Annotated in this window: 13 protein-coding genes and 3 pseudogenes; 6 read left to right on the top strand and 10 right to left on the bottom strand. The window is 32.6% G+C overall.

Annotated elements, in window-relative coordinates; translation table 11 throughout:
* The first annotated feature begins 240 nt into the window (after positions 1-240).
* Positions 241-1,079, top strand: a pseudogene (locus ACLHDF_RS31360) (alpha/beta fold hydrolase).
* A gap of 1,065 nt (positions 1,080-2,144) precedes the next feature.
* On the opposite strand, the pseudogene ACLHDF_RS31355 reads toward ACLHDF_RS31360, so the two are convergent.
* The 3 genes and pseudogenes from ACLHDF_RS31355 to ACLHDF_RS31345 form a co-directional block, all read right to left on the bottom strand.
* Positions 2,145-2,324, bottom strand: a pseudogene (locus ACLHDF_RS31355) (hypothetical protein); the annotation flags it as partial.
* A gap of 108 nt (positions 2,325-2,432) precedes the next feature.
* Positions 2,433-2,636, bottom strand: a pseudogene (locus tag ACLHDF_RS31350) (KGG domain-containing protein); the annotation flags it as partial.
* A 503-nt stretch (positions 2,637-3,139) separates the two neighbouring features.
* Positions 3,140-3,466, bottom strand: a complete 327-nt coding sequence (locus ACLHDF_RS31345) for a general stress protein (protein WP_413922241.1) — start codon at positions 3,464-3,466, stop codon at positions 3,140-3,142.
* Between the two features lie 404 nt (positions 3,467-3,870).
* On the opposite strand from ACLHDF_RS31345, the gene guaC reads away from it, so the two are divergent.
* The 4 genes from guaC (at position 3,871) to ACLHDF_RS31325 (ending at position 8,540) form a co-directional block, all read left to right on the top strand.
* Entirely contained in the window at positions 3,871-4,854 is a 984-nt protein-coding gene (gene guaC, locus ACLHDF_RS31340; RefSeq protein ID WP_413922240.1) for a GMP reductase, read from the top strand.
* 1,435 nt (positions 4,855-6,289) lie between these two features.
* A complete protein-coding gene (locus ACLHDF_RS31335; protein WP_413922239.1) occupies positions 6,290-6,550 on the top strand; it encodes an IS110 family transposase in 261 nt (86 codons plus the stop codon).
* 651 nt (positions 6,551-7,201) lie between these two features.
* Positions 7,202-7,945 (top strand): SDR family oxidoreductase, encoded by a 744-nt coding sequence (locus tag ACLHDF_RS31330; RefSeq protein ID WP_413922238.1) that lies wholly within the window; start codon positions 7,202-7,204, stop codon positions 7,943-7,945.
* Between the two features lie 181 nt (positions 7,946-8,126).
* A complete protein-coding gene (locus ACLHDF_RS31325; protein WP_413922237.1) occupies positions 8,127-8,540 on the top strand; it encodes a MerR family transcriptional regulator in 414 nt (137 codons plus the stop codon).
* Between the two features lie 465 nt (positions 8,541-9,005).
* Here the strand turns inward: ACLHDF_RS31325 and ACLHDF_RS31320 are convergent, their stop codons facing one another.
* The 7 genes from ACLHDF_RS31320 to ACLHDF_RS31290 form a co-directional block, all read right to left on the bottom strand.
* Positions 9,006-9,431: an HIT family protein gene (locus tag ACLHDF_RS31320; RefSeq protein ID WP_413922236.1), complete on the bottom strand. Its 426-nt coding sequence runs from the start codon at positions 9,429-9,431 to the stop codon at positions 9,006-9,008.
* 240 nt (positions 9,432-9,671) lie between these two features.
* Positions 9,672-9,851, bottom strand: a complete 180-nt coding sequence (locus tag ACLHDF_RS31315; RefSeq protein ID WP_098591340.1) for a hypothetical protein — start codon at positions 9,849-9,851, stop codon at positions 9,672-9,674.
* Positions 9,852-9,868: 17 nt separating this feature from the next.
* The gene (gene clpP / locus ACLHDF_RS31310) at positions 9,869-10,453 is read right to left on the bottom strand and encodes an ATP-dependent Clp endopeptidase proteolytic subunit ClpP (RefSeq protein WP_413922281.1); all 585 of its coding nucleotides are present in this window, start codon (positions 10,451-10,453) and stop codon (positions 9,869-9,871) included.
* A 430-nt stretch (positions 10,454-10,883) separates the two neighbouring features.
* On the bottom strand, positions 10,884-11,312 hold the full coding sequence (locus tag ACLHDF_RS31305; RefSeq protein WP_413922235.1) for a MerR family transcriptional regulator: 429 nt from the start codon (positions 11,310-11,312) through the stop codon (positions 10,884-10,886).
* 291 nt (positions 11,313-11,603) lie between these two features.
* Positions 11,604-11,816: a hypothetical protein gene (locus tag ACLHDF_RS31300; protein WP_413922234.1), complete on the bottom strand. Its 213-nt coding sequence runs from the start codon at positions 11,814-11,816 to the stop codon at positions 11,604-11,606.
* Between the two features lie 193 nt (positions 11,817-12,009).
* Positions 12,010-12,483 carry a hypothetical protein gene (locus tag ACLHDF_RS31295; protein ID WP_413922233.1) on the bottom strand — a complete coding sequence of 158 codons (474 nt, stop codon included), beginning with the start codon at positions 12,481-12,483 and terminating at the stop codon, positions 12,010-12,012.
* A 277-nt stretch (positions 12,484-12,760) separates the two neighbouring features.
* On the bottom strand, positions 12,761-13,996 hold the full coding sequence (locus tag ACLHDF_RS31290; RefSeq protein ID WP_413922232.1) for a Bcr/CflA family multidrug efflux MFS transporter: 1,236 nt from the start codon (positions 13,994-13,996) through the stop codon (positions 12,761-12,763).
* A 255-nt stretch (positions 13,997-14,251) separates the two neighbouring features.
* Between ACLHDF_RS31290 and ACLHDF_RS31285 the strand changes: the two genes are divergently transcribed.
* Positions 14,252-14,494, top strand: coding sequence for a hypothetical protein (locus ACLHDF_RS31285; protein WP_413922231.1), 243 nt, complete (start codon positions 14,252-14,254; stop codon positions 14,492-14,494).
* Positions 14,495-15,524 lie beyond the last annotated feature (1,030 nt).

The following is a 15,524-nucleotide window of genomic DNA, read 5'->3' as shown; positions in this document are numbered from 1 at the left end:
ACATTAACGCATCATTCGTAAGTATCATCTTTAAGAGACGTTACGGTAAGAAATAAAATATGAATTGGTACTTGATTGATGACTGTAAATATGGCGAGTTTATTTCTTAATTGATTACTGCATTTTATATATTCTATATACTCTATAAACTATATAAAGTAAAAGGGACTATTAATTTCATAAGGCATAAAGGTACCCAATATCCAATCATAAATGAAAATGAAAGGAGCGAGTTTTTAAATGACTATGGTAAAAAATAGGACATTACAAATACCCGAAGCAATTCTCTACTACGAGGTACGTGGATCAGGTCCAATCCTCCTTTTAATCCACGGTGGAGGCGGTGATGCTGACAAATTCAATAATATTGCTAATCATCTTGCTGATAGGTATACAGTTGTGACTTACGATCGTCGTGGTCATTCGCGTAGTAATCTTATTAATAAGACAGAAGGTTATAAAGTGGAAACACATAGCAAAGATGCTCACCTATTATTAGCAGAACTTACAGATAAACCTGCGTACGTATTCGGAAGCAGCTCAGGTGCTGTCATCGGACTTGATTTGTGCATACGCTACTCCGGACAAGTACGAGGAATGATCCCACACGAACCAGTCTTATTGCAACTTTTATTTGGAAAGGAGTTAAAACAAGCAGAGCAATTCATGGAAGACCTTCAGAATAACCATCGAAGTGAAGTCATTAAATTATTGTCAAATTTAGAAATGAACGATACCAAATCCAAACAATCAATAGATATACTAACAGAGCGTCTTCTCAGCAATTCAACATATTTCACTAAGTATGAAATTCCCTGATTCTTAACTATACATTAGATATTAATAAATTAAATACCTTGTTAAAATCTTCATCAATTAAGATATTTCCAGCTGGAGGGCGTGCTTCCCGGGCTCTTTTCCCTTATGGTTGCGCAGCCACCTTAGCAGAACAACTAGGCACGGAAATTGTTGAGTTTCCCGGCCACCATGCAGGGTTTGACACAACGCATCATGAAGAGTTCGCTGAGAGGTTGCACAATGTTTTAGTCACAAAACTATTTAAAAGATATAAAGAATAATCTACTTCTTATAAAACCTACTATGTTAACTAAAAATGTATATGGTATATACCTTAAAAACAGGTCCATGAATATAATGTAATTTGTATTCTTAAAGTTATCCGCCTTTTTAGGAAAACACCTTCTTAACAGTATTCACCTAAAAAAACATTGGCTAAGCTTCAGCCAATGTTTTTTATTGTTGGGTCTTTTATTTTATCTGTGATGCTTAATGGCCATTTTTTATGAATACAATAAAATCTATTATGTTAGCAGAATCCGTATATTATATAAATGATTCTCTTCATGTATTACAAGTATTCCTGATTTTTAGATAAACCTCACACCCTAAAATTTCTCTATAAACTTTCTTTACCTATCCATGTATTGAGGTTTATTTTCTACATTCCTTATTCTTATTATGGACATAGTTCGAATCAATAGAATAAAGGCCCCCTCTAGATTCAATTTCCTTTATAATTTGAAGGTGAATTTCCCGACCTTCTTCATTTAGATAGGGAGTTATCTGTTGGAATGAATGATGAAAATAAGTAAGTTCATTATCTTTCCATTCTTTTTTTTGAAATCATTGCCAATTTAGTCATATCTCGACCTCTATACAATTTATAAACACCTCTCCATTTTATAATTCGAAAATAATAAGTTTAGTGAAACCAAAAGAAATTTCCTCTTTAACTCGAAATTTTTTTCTTGTGCATCACTGTGTTCATTTAGGTAGACAACAAAATTATCTAATCCTTCTTTCATACGATTAAGGGCAACACCTTTTCCAATGCCATTGTCTCTTCGGTAATTAAAGCCTCCCCTTTCTTTTTACTTTGCTTGTGCTAATATAATTGTCATTTTCATGGATAGGAAGAGGATGCATATCGCTTTCGATGACAGGTTGGTGATTTTGAGTTTGTTCAGGTTATCCTCCTGTTTGGATAAGTATTTTAATTCTACTTTAGCCTTAGCGTTTAGGATTTAAACCTTTCCCTATTTCTAAAGAACAGTGAAAGGTTGTACCAATATATATAAAAGACAATTGTTCGTTTATTAATGAGGGTTACATATTATGTGACCCTAGCGTAATACGTCATAGATAGCTCGTCCATCACTTGACGTTGTTTCTGATAATTTAACTGGTAATAAAGAAAAGACAATATAATAAATGGAGAAATAGACAAATTGGTAAAAGAAGAGCCCTGTTGGAAAAACGTCAAATGTAATCAAACCATTTACCATAAAAATAGAAGCCAAACTCTTTATATATAAAGAGTTTGGCTTCTATTAATGTTGACTATGCTAACTGAGAATGTATACGATATACAACGTAAAAACTGAAAAATTTAGTTTTACAAACAATTAGTCGTTATTACGTTTGTTGTTAGCTTTGCCGCCCTTTTCGCCAATCTCCTGGTAAAACTCTTTATCATAATTTTTAGCTGTAGCTTCTCCGCCTTTTTCGCCAATCTCTTGGTAAAACTCTTTATCATGATTTTTGGCTGTAGCTTCTCCACCCATTCTTCCAGCTTCTTCACGGCTCATTTTGTCATTATTTTTATTATTTGTCATTTTACATTCCTCCTAATAATTTTTGACTTGTTTTTTGTCTTCCACGTAAAAAAAGAGCTAAACTATTTATTTTTATTTTCCTAATAATTGAGAATCATTTCCCGTTTTTTATGTTTTTCGTTAGCTTTCTTGAAATCTATAGAGTTTTGTTTTTTCCTCTTTTTTCCGTTACTCTTCTCTCATTTAAATTAATCAGTTGATCTCTATTTCTTTTTCTTCTAGTAAGAAAATAGATAATAAAACCTATTAAAACTAATAAGGTAATGAGAAGAATACTTGTAGGAAAGTATAACGTACCTATGTGAATAGCAAGGAATTGAGTCATTAACCCTTCACCTCCATATAAGATTAGTAAACGACTCTAGTGGGTTACTTCTATTCACTACCCTTGGAGGATATAAAAAAAATTCGTATAGTAAAACAAACCATATATATAGACAGCAACATACCAATAAGGTTCTCGATCACTTAGTTTCTTCAACATTTATTGCACCTGCGAATTATTAAATACTCTTCTTTGCAATAATTACTATACGTTCTTGTTTCATCTCACCTATACATCGTTCAGTTTCTTCTTTTGTTAACCCTAACAATGTCATTTTGGAACGAAGTTCATCTTCACGGGAAAATAACTTATTAACGGTAGATGTAAAAACCCCTTGTTCAGAAGTTCGATATTCTTTCGTATTTGTTATATCTGTTAAATATTCCGAGCGCTCTTTATTATAGGTCAACAAATAAACTTCACTTTTACTAAACCCATTGGTAAAAAAATCTTCAATGAACTTATTTGCCTGACCACTATTTTCTGCTACTTTAATTTCTTTCACTACTTCCTCCTCCTCTCCCCCTATAAAATAGGTTGTTCTACTAATAGATATATCCTTCACCAGCTAATTAAAACCAATCCCATTCAGATACAGGATAAAGGTTGTATAAATTGAGTTAAATTATCTACTATTAAGGAACTAAGATGTGGATTTTTAAACTCCAAATGTATAGTTTATAAAATTAGTTTTCCCATTAGAACCTAACCTTCCTGGGCTGAAAGATTAGATAAGATCTTAAAATAAGAAATAAGCTTAAATAATTCAGCTTATGTAAAGATTTAAATTAACCACGTAGCATAAACTGGCTAAATTTTTGACATACTTATAGAAATAAACTATATTAAAAAAGGGCGAACTTTTTTAGCTTTTTTATTATTAATTATTCGTATTTAGAGGTGCTATTTATGGAAAACGTGTTTGATTACGAAGATATACAACTAATTCCTGCTAAATCAATAGTGAACAGCAGGACTGAGTGTGATACTACTATAACATTTGGTGAGCGTAAATTTAAGTTACCTGTCGTGCCCGCCAATATGCAAACGATTATAGATGAAAAACTTTCAATTTACCTAGCAGAAAATGGTTATTTTTATGTGATGCACCGTTTTCTTCCAGAGAAGCGAATATCTTTTATTAAAGATATGAAAGAACGTGGCCTATTTGCTTCTATTAGTGTAGGCGTTAAAGAAGAGGAATATAAATTTATCCAGCAATTAGCAGAGGAAGAACTTTTACCTGAATACATTACGATTGATATTGCACATGGTCATTCAGATGCCGTCATACAGATGATACAGCATATAAAAAAACACCTGCCCCATAGTTTTGTTATTGCAGGAAATGTGGGAACTCCGGAAGCAGTAAGGGATCTAGAGCGTGCTGGTGCCGATGCAACAAAAGTAGGAATTGGTCCAGGGAAAGTATGTATTACAAAGATTAAAACTGGATTTGGAACAGGCGGTTGGCAATTAGCAGCTTTGCGTTGGTGTGCAAAGGCAGCAAGCAAGCCTATAATTGCAGACGGGGGCATTCGCACGCATGGCGATATTGCGAAATCAATTAGATTTGGTGCGTCTATGATAATGATTGGATCACTATTTGCTGGACATGAAGAGTCTCCAGGTGAATCCGTTGAGAAAGATGGAAATCTTTATAAAGAATACTTTGGTTCTGCCTCTGAATTTCAAAAAGGTGAAAAGAAAAATGTAGAAGGTAAAAAAATGTTGGTAAAACACAAAGGGTCTATAAAAAATACTCTGATAGAAATGGAACAAGACCTTCAGTCTTCTATTTCTTATGCAGGAGGAAATAAGCTAGAAGCAATTCGTAATGTTGATTATGTTATTGTAAAAAATTCTATCTTTAACGGAGATAAAACATATTAAGAATTTTTTATTTATTTGACCTTACTCAATTAGCTACTTAACTAAGGAGTAATTAATAATAAAAGAAGTTAGTTTATAGCTAACTTCTTTTATTATTGAGCAAAAAAGGAAATTATTATAAACAAAAAGGCTGGTTCTCGATTCTTATCGGAGCCCCTTCTGAACGTTTACTATATTTTATTTTCTCTCTATAAATCCTTGATATTACTTAATTTATAGTGGGAGCTTTGTATATGGTACTCACTCATAATTAAGCCATAAGTAATCCATGGCAAAAGATAAGTCTTTTGCCATGGATTTTTCTTATAAAGTACATTATGGTAACTAAAAATGTATGCTTTTACGAACAAGATATTTAAAGCTATTACAAGATGTTAAAGTAATTATTATCGTTAGCAAAAAAAGAAAGATTTCTATTTCTTTCAATTTTCATAGGATTTAAATCGTATAATGGCCAAAACGGCCAACTTGTACTTTATAAATTCATGGCAACTTTATGTCTTTAATTTTTTATGTTTTTATAAATTTCAGAAAATCATTGGTGACATGTCTGACAAAATACATTATAATAGCAATAAGACATATTTTTTTAAGAACACCTAAACCATCAAACGAAACCCAAAAAGGCTATCTCTTCCTTGAGATAGCCTTTTTGGGACCCTTATTTATAAAGTTTATTTATACATTCTAGATGTTAGTATAGAAAAAATTGTTATTAGTCGTACAACATTCTGTCTGCTTAAGTAGTAGAATATTTCGATATGTAATATATACAAAATATAGATAAATTTGGTAAAATAGACATTAATGCAAAAGATGCATTATATATATATCTTTGATTTTGTATTAGAATTTACCTTTTTAAAAATGGTGTAAATCAGTTTAGAAGAAAAGCAATCCACCTCCCAACTTGGAATGTTTTTCTTCTTTTTTATATTTTTTGATTTATACGTCCTTAGTGGAAATAACATCATTTATTAGTTATGGTAGAAGTCCTTTTATTAAGGGATTTTATCAACTTGTAAATGCATTCTTCTAAGTAGTCATAATATAACGGACTTTGGAGCAATATTTGATATCGGAAACTAAACATACACTATAAAAAAGGAGCTACCTCAAAATAGGGAAAGAGGTAGCTTTTCAAGGAATATTGTTATGAAAAAAGAATTGCAAAACAATACTACCATATATTTATAACAGGGACATTTCAGATAAGTTACAGCATATATATAAAGCTGCATACTCCGGAAAAAGAAGCCTCGGCGGAACCGTTCTGCGACAAGGCTTCTTTTTTGTGGTGTGTTCCGGAAAGAGTGTTTATGTAAAGTAGCATTCCTGATTGAAATTACTTGGTGTCTTGAAATAAAAAAGTCCCCTTGATATGATGCAGAAGGTCATGGCCATGACTTCAATTCATCATTCAAGGAGGACTCTTATGAATTGTACTCAAAACGAAAAGTTAAATCAATTTACACCCCATACACTGATTGTCGGGGTAGATATTGCTAAATTTAAGCATGTTGCTCGGGCACAAGATGATCGTAGAAAGATCCTTGGGAAAGCTCTAACCTTCACGAATACAAAAGAAGGATTTGATGTGTTCTTTGCCTGGTTGGAAGAGATGCAACACAAACATGAGAAAGCCGATGTTCTAGTGGGTATGGAACCTCTGTATATCATATACAAACCCAGTTAAGATAATCACTCTTCTGGAATCTACACAAAGGGAGACCCCTTGCAGTGCAGGGAGTCTGATGAGGTCCCATTTCTTGTTCATGCAGCTTTTTATACGTCGTGATCTCTTGGAGGTGTGTATGACAATAGAATGTATAAAAAGTGCACGTTTTATCCATGTGCTCAAGATTATTTAATATTGCTTTATTTACAATTTCGTAATATAATTATTCAGACTATTTTTACAAATTTCACACATTTAATCCTAAAGATAAAAAGTTACCTCTTTCCTGTGTGAGGTAACTTTTTATCTTGTTATCAACTTTAATTATCCCTAAATTATACTATCACTCTTCGAGATCTTCGTAGTTACCCAACTTGCTACTCCATCTCTTCTCATGCCTCCACTAATAGCTAAAATATGATAGATATAGTCCCCAATAGACGAACCATACATAGTTAGATTCAATAACAATTCGTTCTTAGAATTGCAAAAGTCTTTTTATATTTTTTCTCGTTAAAAAAACAAAAATCCTGAAGGCTAGTTAAGCCGTCTAAAGAAGGACTAGTTTGCTTTTAAGCAGAAATGAATTTTTTATAAAGCTCTTGTGCTAGAGCGCACTCTAGGTATTATACTGAGAAACATCTTAAGAATAGAAAGGGTTGATCAGTAATGTTAAATGTTGAGGAGAAGGTAGTTATTATAACTGGATCTTCAAGTGGAATCGGTGAAGCAACTGCTAAAGTACTTGCTAGCAAAGGAGCTAAAGTTGTACTATCTGCAAGACGTGAGGAACGATTACGAAAACTTAAGTCAGAAATTGAAAAACAAGGCGGTATAGTTGAATATAAAGTAACGGATGTTGCTTCTCAACAAGAGGTAGAAGAACTTGCAAGTTTTACTTTAGATAACTTTGGACAGATTGATGTCCTGATTAACAATGCTGGATTTATGCCACTTTCTTATTTACATGAAAAAAGAGTGACAGAATGGGAACAAATGATTGATGTAAATATTAAAGGTGTCCTTTATGGGATTGCTGCAGTTCTCCCTTATATGAGAACAAGAAAACAAGGACATATTATTAATGTTTCTTCTGTTGCAGGGCACATAGCTTTTCCCTCGAGTGCTGTCTATTCAGGTACAAAATTTGCTGTAAGGGCTATTACTGAAGGGTTGAGGCAAGAAGAAGTAGAAAATAATGTTCGTACAACAATTATTTCACCTGGAGCAGTAGATACAGAATTGGTCAATTTCATTTCTAATCAAGAAATTAAAAAAGGTATTGAAGAACAAATTATGGAATTTGGACTTCCTGCAGAGGCTATCGCTAATTCGATTTTATATGCAATTTCTCAACCAGATAATATAGCTGTCAATGAAATCATTGTAAGACCAACTAAACAAGAAATATAATAAAAAAAGATATTGATATTTGTGGCTCACTTTTTTTGTAAGTGGGCCTTTATTTGCAAAAAATTTAATAGTGAATTGACTCAATACTGATTTAAAAATATGAACAAGCTAACCATTTTAAACTAATCGTACCTTCCAGATAATGATGGAATAAATACTAAAGAGATAGGAGGTATTAACTATGAGCTACACAATTAGTCAAGTATCAGACCAAACAGGCTTATCAATTCATACTTTGCGTTATTATGAAAAAGAAGGTATTACTCCGATTATTAAGCGAAATGAAAGTGGTAGACGTATTTATGAAACTAAAGACATTGAATGGCTTAAATATATTTGCTGTTTTCGAGCTACGGGTATGACTATTGCTGATCTAAAGGAATTTGTGGCCCTCGTTATGCAGGGGGATGAAACAATTGAACAACGAATATCAATGCTTAAAAACCAAAATGAATATATACAGTCAAAGATAAATCAATTGATATCTTATCAAGCAATGATTGACCATAAAATTAATTGGTATACTAATGAGATAGGTCATAGTAAAGTTTGTCCTAGAGAAGATAGCATTGAGAATAGACTAAATTCAGGGTGAAAATATTCATTAAAAATAGAGTTTTTCTACTATCATTCTTCTAAAGAGATTGTTACTTCGTTATAAATATTGATATTACAACATTCTTCTAATTATCTCTTCTCACTCTATTTAAATAGTAATTCGCCACTAGAATTGCAAGAGTCTTTTTATATTTTTTTGTTAGAAATAACATGAGCCTGAAAGCTAAAAAATCATCCCAAAGGTGATTAATCTAATTAACAAAATAAAGAGCGACCTCGGCATTGGCAAGCGAGGTCGCTTTTTAGGGATTAAAACTATGAAATATTAACGACAAATCAATATTAACATATCTTTATAACAGTACTATTTCACGCGGATTACATATGTATAGAAATAAATACGTCAAAAAGAAGGCAACCTATCCTGTCTACTATGGAGGGGATTTTTTGATGCGGTTCCAGGAAAACACATTATGGTAACTAGGGATGAGTGCCTCATATACTAATTTGAAAGGTTCTCGATTAGCAAATCTCTGGTCTTTTCTAGGTAGTTCTCAGCACTTTTATTATCAATTGGTTCACTCCAAGTAAAACCATCACCTTTGTATCTGGGAATGATATGAAGGTGGTAATGACTCAATTCATTAAACTTTCCACCATTTGCACAGGTAGTAACGCCATGTGGCTTAAACACTTTTTTAATTAGCTTTATCATACTAACTGTAGCTTTATTTATCTCAATTTGCGTATCTATATCTATCTCATCGATATCGTGGAAGTGTTGTTTTGGTAATACTAATAAATGCCCTTCATTAAAAGGAGCGATATCTAAAGTACAACAAATGTATTCGTTTTCATAAATAATGTGCCCAGGGGGGACCAATCCTTTAGCAATCTTACACCCTAAACATTCATTAAGTTTTATCATTCGCCTATCTCCTCGTACGTAAAAATTAAGGTTCTAATTTATTTTATAGTTCTTTTTTTAACTAGAAAACCCTTTATATACAAGCTAATGAAGAGGAGGCTTTACTGATTTTCGATAATCATGATTATGCTAACTAATTTTGTATGGGGTATACATTCGTAAAATAAAAAAGAAGCCAGAATGTAATTTCCAGCTTCTCTTTTATTTACCTATATTGATAAATTAAAAGGAAACAAAGGGTTACTGTGTTTCCTCATCATTTTTTAAAAGAGAAACAGACGTAATCGTACCGTCTACAAACTCTGCTTTTGCTTTTTGTTTTGCCTCTTCAATTGTTAGAGCATCGTACTGTCTATAGTATGTAACATTACGCTTTGAGTCTAAAATTTCAACAGAATAAGATTTATTTTCTACACTCATCGTTTCTACCTCCCTAATTAAGGCTGCTTAATTAAGATACGATCAATAAGACCGTAATCTACTGCTTCTTGTGCTTGCATAAAATTATCTCGTTCTGTGTCATTAGAAATTTCTTCTACACTTTTTCCTGTTCGTTCAGCTAATATTTCATTAAGGTGTTGTCTCATACGTAAAATTCTTTTTGCACTAATTTCGATATCTGAAGCCTGCCCTCTTGCACCACCTAATGGTTGATGAATCATGATTTCACTATTACCAAGGGCAAAACGTTTTCCTTTAACTCCACCAGCTAACAGAAAAGCTCCCATGGAAGCTGCTAGTCCTATACACAATGTACTGACATCTGCTCTTATATGTTGCATCGTATCATAAATAGCCATGCCTGCCGTAATAGATCCCCCCGGAGAATTTATATAGATGCTAATGTCTTTTTCAGGATCGTCTGCATCGAGGAACAGTAATTGCGATATAACACTATTGGCCACTTCATCTGTGATTTCGCCTGTTAACATAATAATTCTGTCCCTGAGTAAACGAGAGTAAATATCATAAGAACGTTCGCCACGGCTTGTTTGCTCGACTACGTAAGGAATTAAGTTCATTCTTTGCCCCCCTATATTTGAAATCAAATTATCTTCTCTTACTAATTCATTTACAAGGTTTGCTACTTCTTTATTGATAGGAATTTCATATGCTTCGTCTTCACCAACTAAGGGAATGGTAATTGATTGTTGTATACATTTTTCAACACCATCACTTCCCTCAAAATGAACGGAAACAGATAAAGTTTCTATCGATTCCGGATTATACGTTTCCGTAAATAATTCAAGAAGAATACACTCCTGTTGAATTAACCGATTTACTAGAAGAGCTCCCTGCTCATTCTCCTTTAGCTGGTTAAAATTTAGGCCTGTAGCACAATAGGAAGAATGATGTACTTCAATTTTATGAACATATTTTCTTTCGTTCCATTGGAGATGGATCAGTATATAGTTCAGCCCTTCCTCATTCTCCATTTTTTCTTTTGCTAACTTAATTTCCATTATGACTGTCTCCATTGGGAAAGAGTTGTGAAACTGATTGAATAACCTTTTGTTTCATGGCTGGAGAAAGGTTCGTATCCAATGTTATAGCTACACTGGCATTTATTAGATGGGTTTCTTGATGAAGGACATTTTCTGAGTTAATAAACTCTAATTGATTAGCCACACGTTCAATATCTTCATAGGAAAGATCTTTTAATACATTATGAATATTGCCTAACGTCTCTCCGGTTCTTGTGAGTGTAAGAATGGCTTTACCATATATTAAATGTTTATCCGTATAGACACGCTTATTCCCAACAAGCTCCAATGGAGGGAGTAAACTTAACTGTGTATAGTAACGAATCGTACGTAACTTAAGAGTAGGATCATACTCTTGAAGCAGTTCAGTTAACTCGTTTGCTGTGTATATATTCATATAAACCTCCTTTACATTAATGTGTAATAGTTACACTTTACTGTCACACATTTATCTTACTATTTGTTCCATATAATTTCAATTAATATCCATTTATCTCAGTGATTTTCAAGGATATATTGCTATTAATACCCAGAATAAAAAACCATTCTTTTGAAGAATGGCTTTCATTTGTACTGACTCCTTTAGAATCTATCTATTTTGATTTAGTAGCTTTGGAAAGAGGTTAGGGGCTGATGTAAAACTTAATTCTAAAATAATCATAGTTTGAACCAAAGAAAAAGCTGATAATTAGCTTTTTTTATCAAGGTCATTTATTTCTCTTTCAATAAGGGATACCGAAATTTCGAATGCTTCTATCCGTCTTTTAGCTAAGGTAATTTGAGATTTATATCTATTAGGATTTTCTTTAGCTTTAAGAGTTTTTACTGTCTCTCTGAGTTTGTGTAAAGTTGAATCAATTTGACGTTTTGCTTCAACTAATTCAGATACATCAAATTCCATTTAAATACCCCCCTTTTATAATTAATGATTGTTAATTTTGCTTTTCGTCTACCGGAACTAATTAATGTATCAGATGCTGAGAAGACTGTAAAAGATAGACATCTGCATTGCGATTGGCTAACTTCTACTTCCGTGTTTTATGTTAACTAAGAATGTATAGAGTATATACCTACTTTTAAATAATTTGTCCAGTTTATATTGATAAGCATGCTTTCCTGATTCTAATTAAATTTATGTATGTAATAGTTATAGAGACTAAGCTAATAGCCAATGGAATGACATAATAATGGCTATTAAATAATTTATCATAGCGATCTAAAGGAGTAAGGTAAATGGCTGCTAAAAAGTTCATGAAACCTAATACAATTGTCGTAATTAAATTTAAGTTCTTACCTTTAATGTTTCTATAAATGAACATAGAATTAGTCACTAACATCCACATACTTAATACAAGCAATGCATGAGGAATTCTTTCTTGATATAAAGAGTGAAAATTAAATATCACGATTGAAAGAATTATTAGAGCAATTATAGGTGTTACCATAAGAGTGCTGGTTTGAATAGTCAAGCTTTTCACTGATAAGTACCCTTTCAAGCCAATGAGCTTATTGGCGTTTAGAATTGAAAGAAAAGATAAGATTACAGCTAGAATTATTGCAATAAACAAAAAATCACTTCCTAAACGATAATATACAAATATCATACTATAAATACATATTTAGGAAAGTGATTTCTACCGATAATACGTTTTATGTTAATTATCTTTGTATATGATATACAGCTTAAAAACAGAAAAAAATACTGTTTGTTATAGAAACAATGCATCAAAACGAAAACAGCCCCAAGCGATGGCTCATCACTTGGGGCGTGTTGTTAATAACATTAATGTTTTTTTCTTCTTACATGTCAACTGTCTAATTGACTAAATAACATACGTATCCACATTATAGCTTAGAACCTTGTTCAGCATCATTGGGCCTCTGCATCCCAACCGAACGCTTTCGAACTAAAACAAAATAGGAAAGAAACGCCAACAAGCTAGCACCAAAAATCGTAACGCCCATTGGAACACCCGTATACGATCCTGCTATTCCAACAAGAGGTGCTGATAGCGATCCGAGTACAAATGGCAATAAGCCTAATAATGCGGAGGCGCTGCCCGCAATATGTCCTTGTGATTCAATGGCTAATGCAAAGGACGTCGTACCAATAATACTGATTGATGAAACAAAAAAGAAAATCGGGATCGCCACGGCAATTAATGGAGCTTTTAAAAGAAGAGCGATGAGTAGGATTGCTCCTGCCGTTATAGAAATTCCTAGTCCTATCTTTAAGAATGTCCGCTCCGAAATGTAATCGGCCAAGCGTCCAACCAACTGACTTCCAATAATCAAGCCTAAACCATTAACTCCAAAGAGTAGACTGAACTGTTGCGGAGAAACATGGTAAATATTTTGATAGACAAACGGAATACCAGATACATAAGCAAATATTCCAGCTGTCGTGAATCCTTGTGTGAATGCGTATCCCATGAATTCTCGCTCCTTAAATAAGGAACCCAAATTGCTCATGAGCTGTGGCAGATTACTAGGCACACGTTTTTCAGGTGGTAGCGTTTCTGGTAGTTTTAGGGAAACCATGAAGATTAATATAGCTCCAATACAAGCTAAAACAATAAAAACTCCATTCCACTTGGTAAACGAAAGAATGGCTCCTCCAGCAATTGGTGCAACTATTGGGCCGAGGTTACCGACTAATACAATTAAAGTAAAAAATTTGGTCAGTTCCTTTCCACTGAAAAGGTCCCTGACAATAGCTCTTGAAACCACAAGCCCGCCTGCTGCCGAAAAACCCTGGACAAAACGAGCCACAATAAGGAAATAGATATTTGGTGAAAACGAGCAAGTTAAAGAAGCTAATAAATATAAGCAAAGAAATAATAGTAAAGGTTTACGACGGCCTTTCACATCACTCAATGGGCCAATAAATAATTGTCCTGCTCCCAATCCTAATAAGCATGCTGTCAAACTAATTTGTACGAGTGATGCCGTAGTATGAAAATCTTTTACGATTGTGGGGAAGGAAGGTAAATACGTATCAATTGTAAAAGGGCCTAAGAGTCCAAGTGATCCCAAAAGTATCGCAAGTTGAATTCTTTTTTTTCCACTAAGTGTATTCAATTTTTCCTCGCCTTTCTATATAGTTTGTATTTCATTTCACTAAAGAAATGTAGGCTACAAGCTCCCATCCTACATTAAGCACAAAGGGACCAAAATGTAGATTTAATTCGATACCCGAAATTACATAGTTCTGATTATAACCTGTTATCATTTCGGGGTAAACAATTAAAAATTCAGCTTGCAAATATAATCCATAAAACCTTTTTATGGTAAAATGTAAATTTAATCCCACTTATTATTAAGGAGGAAGTTTACTTGGTAACATTTATAGAAAAAGGTTTTTTATATGGGTTCATTTTAGGGTTATCTTTAGGTTTTTTCATTGTTCCATATAAAGAGGTCTTCCCAATGGGGGAAGGCGTAACGGAAACTACATATTTAAACCTTGTTGATTTTATCATTCCTTTAATACGTGTTGGTGTTATTACAGCAGTAATTGGAGGATTAGTAGGTTTCTTTTTTTATCGTAAAAAAATAAGAGCTTACAATAATAAATAGCGTTTAATAAAAAAGAATCCTTTGCGAGTATATGTAAAGGATTTTCAAATTTATTGGAATAGGGGGGAATACGTTATTAGGCTGGCCAGATTTGTAGATTCATATACATGTACCCTAAAAAAATGTTGTGATTGAGTTTTCTATTACAAAATAACCTTATCTTCGTTTTAGAAATCATTAAGTAAACATTAAAGTATTTCATATGTTACGAAGGTTTTATTATTTACACCTACTGACGACAAATACGCAGTTTTTCTACAAAGTAGATAAATATTAAACTATTTTTGAATAAAATACATTAATAATTATACTTGTTAATAATATTAAATTATCTATATATTAACATGTAAGTCCTTTAGTTATAAAAAACTTTTATAAAGAAGAAGTTTCCTTTAGTCATTTCTTTTTTATATCATAGAGGAATTATGACACTGAGTGAACACAATAGGAACTTCTGTACAAAATTGGCTAGATAAAATCTAGGGTGAAAGAATAATGAAAAAAAAAGAAATTAATTATCTCAAGTTTGCGGGATTTTTGATAGATTTACTCTCTTTTTATCGTATTAAATAACGAATACTGTATTAACACCAAAAGAACTAAGAATTCAGCATCAACATGAAATAGTAAAATTTATTAACAAAGACGGAGTGTGATGAATAAAATTATGTCAATCTACAAAGAACTAAATAAAATTACTATAAATATAAAAAATTATGATATACATGAATTGACAGAAAAAGAAGTTAAAGAAAGCACTTTTAAAGAAATTAAAAAACCAAAAATAAATTTAACACATAAAAACGCCAGGAGATATCTTCTGGCGTTTTATTTTTCAATCAACATACAGATTATTTTAATCCTAATTTACATTTTAAGATATTCTTTTCTTTCTTTTCTTTTGACAATTGTTAAATAAATAACAATGCTTACAATCATTAAACAAAAGGTAACATTTTGTGCAATACCAACAATGTCCCTCCAGCTTCTTGTTCCATTTACAAACAATTGCAAGAACAATCCTAGAAGT

It is taken from the genome of Priestia megaterium, from assembly GCF_046599315.1.
Classification (GTDB): Bacteria; Bacillota; Bacilli; order Bacillales; family Bacillaceae_H; genus Priestia; species Priestia megaterium_F.
Note: the sequence above shows the minus strand (reverse complement) of the source record. Positions and strands in the feature narration are given on the sequence as shown.

What these genes read in the sequence shown, in the direction of transcription:
- guaC (WP_413922240.1), top strand. Translation starts at nt 3,871, where the DNA reads ATGGAAAACGTGTTTGATTACGAAGATATACAACTAATTCCTGCTAAA.
- ACLHDF_RS31335 (WP_413922239.1), top strand. Translation starts at nt 6,290, where the DNA reads ATGAATTGTACTCAAAACGAAAAGTTAAATCAATTTACACCCCATACA.
- ACLHDF_RS31330 (WP_413922238.1), top strand. Translation starts at nt 7,202, where the DNA reads ATGTTAAATGTTGAGGAGAAGGTAGTTATTATAACTGGATCTTCAAGT.
- ACLHDF_RS31325 (WP_413922237.1), top strand. Translation starts at nt 8,127, where the DNA reads ATGAGCTACACAATTAGTCAAGTATCAGACCAAACAGGCTTATCAATT.
- ACLHDF_RS31320 (WP_413922236.1), bottom strand. Translation starts at nt 9,431, where the DNA reads ATGATAAAACTTAATGAATGTTTAGGGTGTAAGATTGCTAAAGGATTG.
- ACLHDF_RS31315 (WP_098591340.1), bottom strand. Translation starts at nt 9,851, where the DNA reads ATGAGTGTAGAAAATAAATCTTATTCTGTTGAAATTTTAGACTCAAAG.
- clpP (WP_413922281.1), bottom strand. Translation starts at nt 10,453, where the DNA reads ATGAACTTAATTCCTTACGTAGTCGAGCAAACAAGCCGTGGCGAACGT.
- ACLHDF_RS31305 (WP_413922235.1), bottom strand. Translation starts at nt 11,312, where the DNA reads ATGAATATATACACAGCAAACGAGTTAACTGAACTGCTTCAAGAGTAT.
- ACLHDF_RS31300 (WP_413922234.1), bottom strand. Translation starts at nt 11,816, where the DNA reads ATGGAATTTGATGTATCTGAATTAGTTGAAGCAAAACGTCAAATTGAT.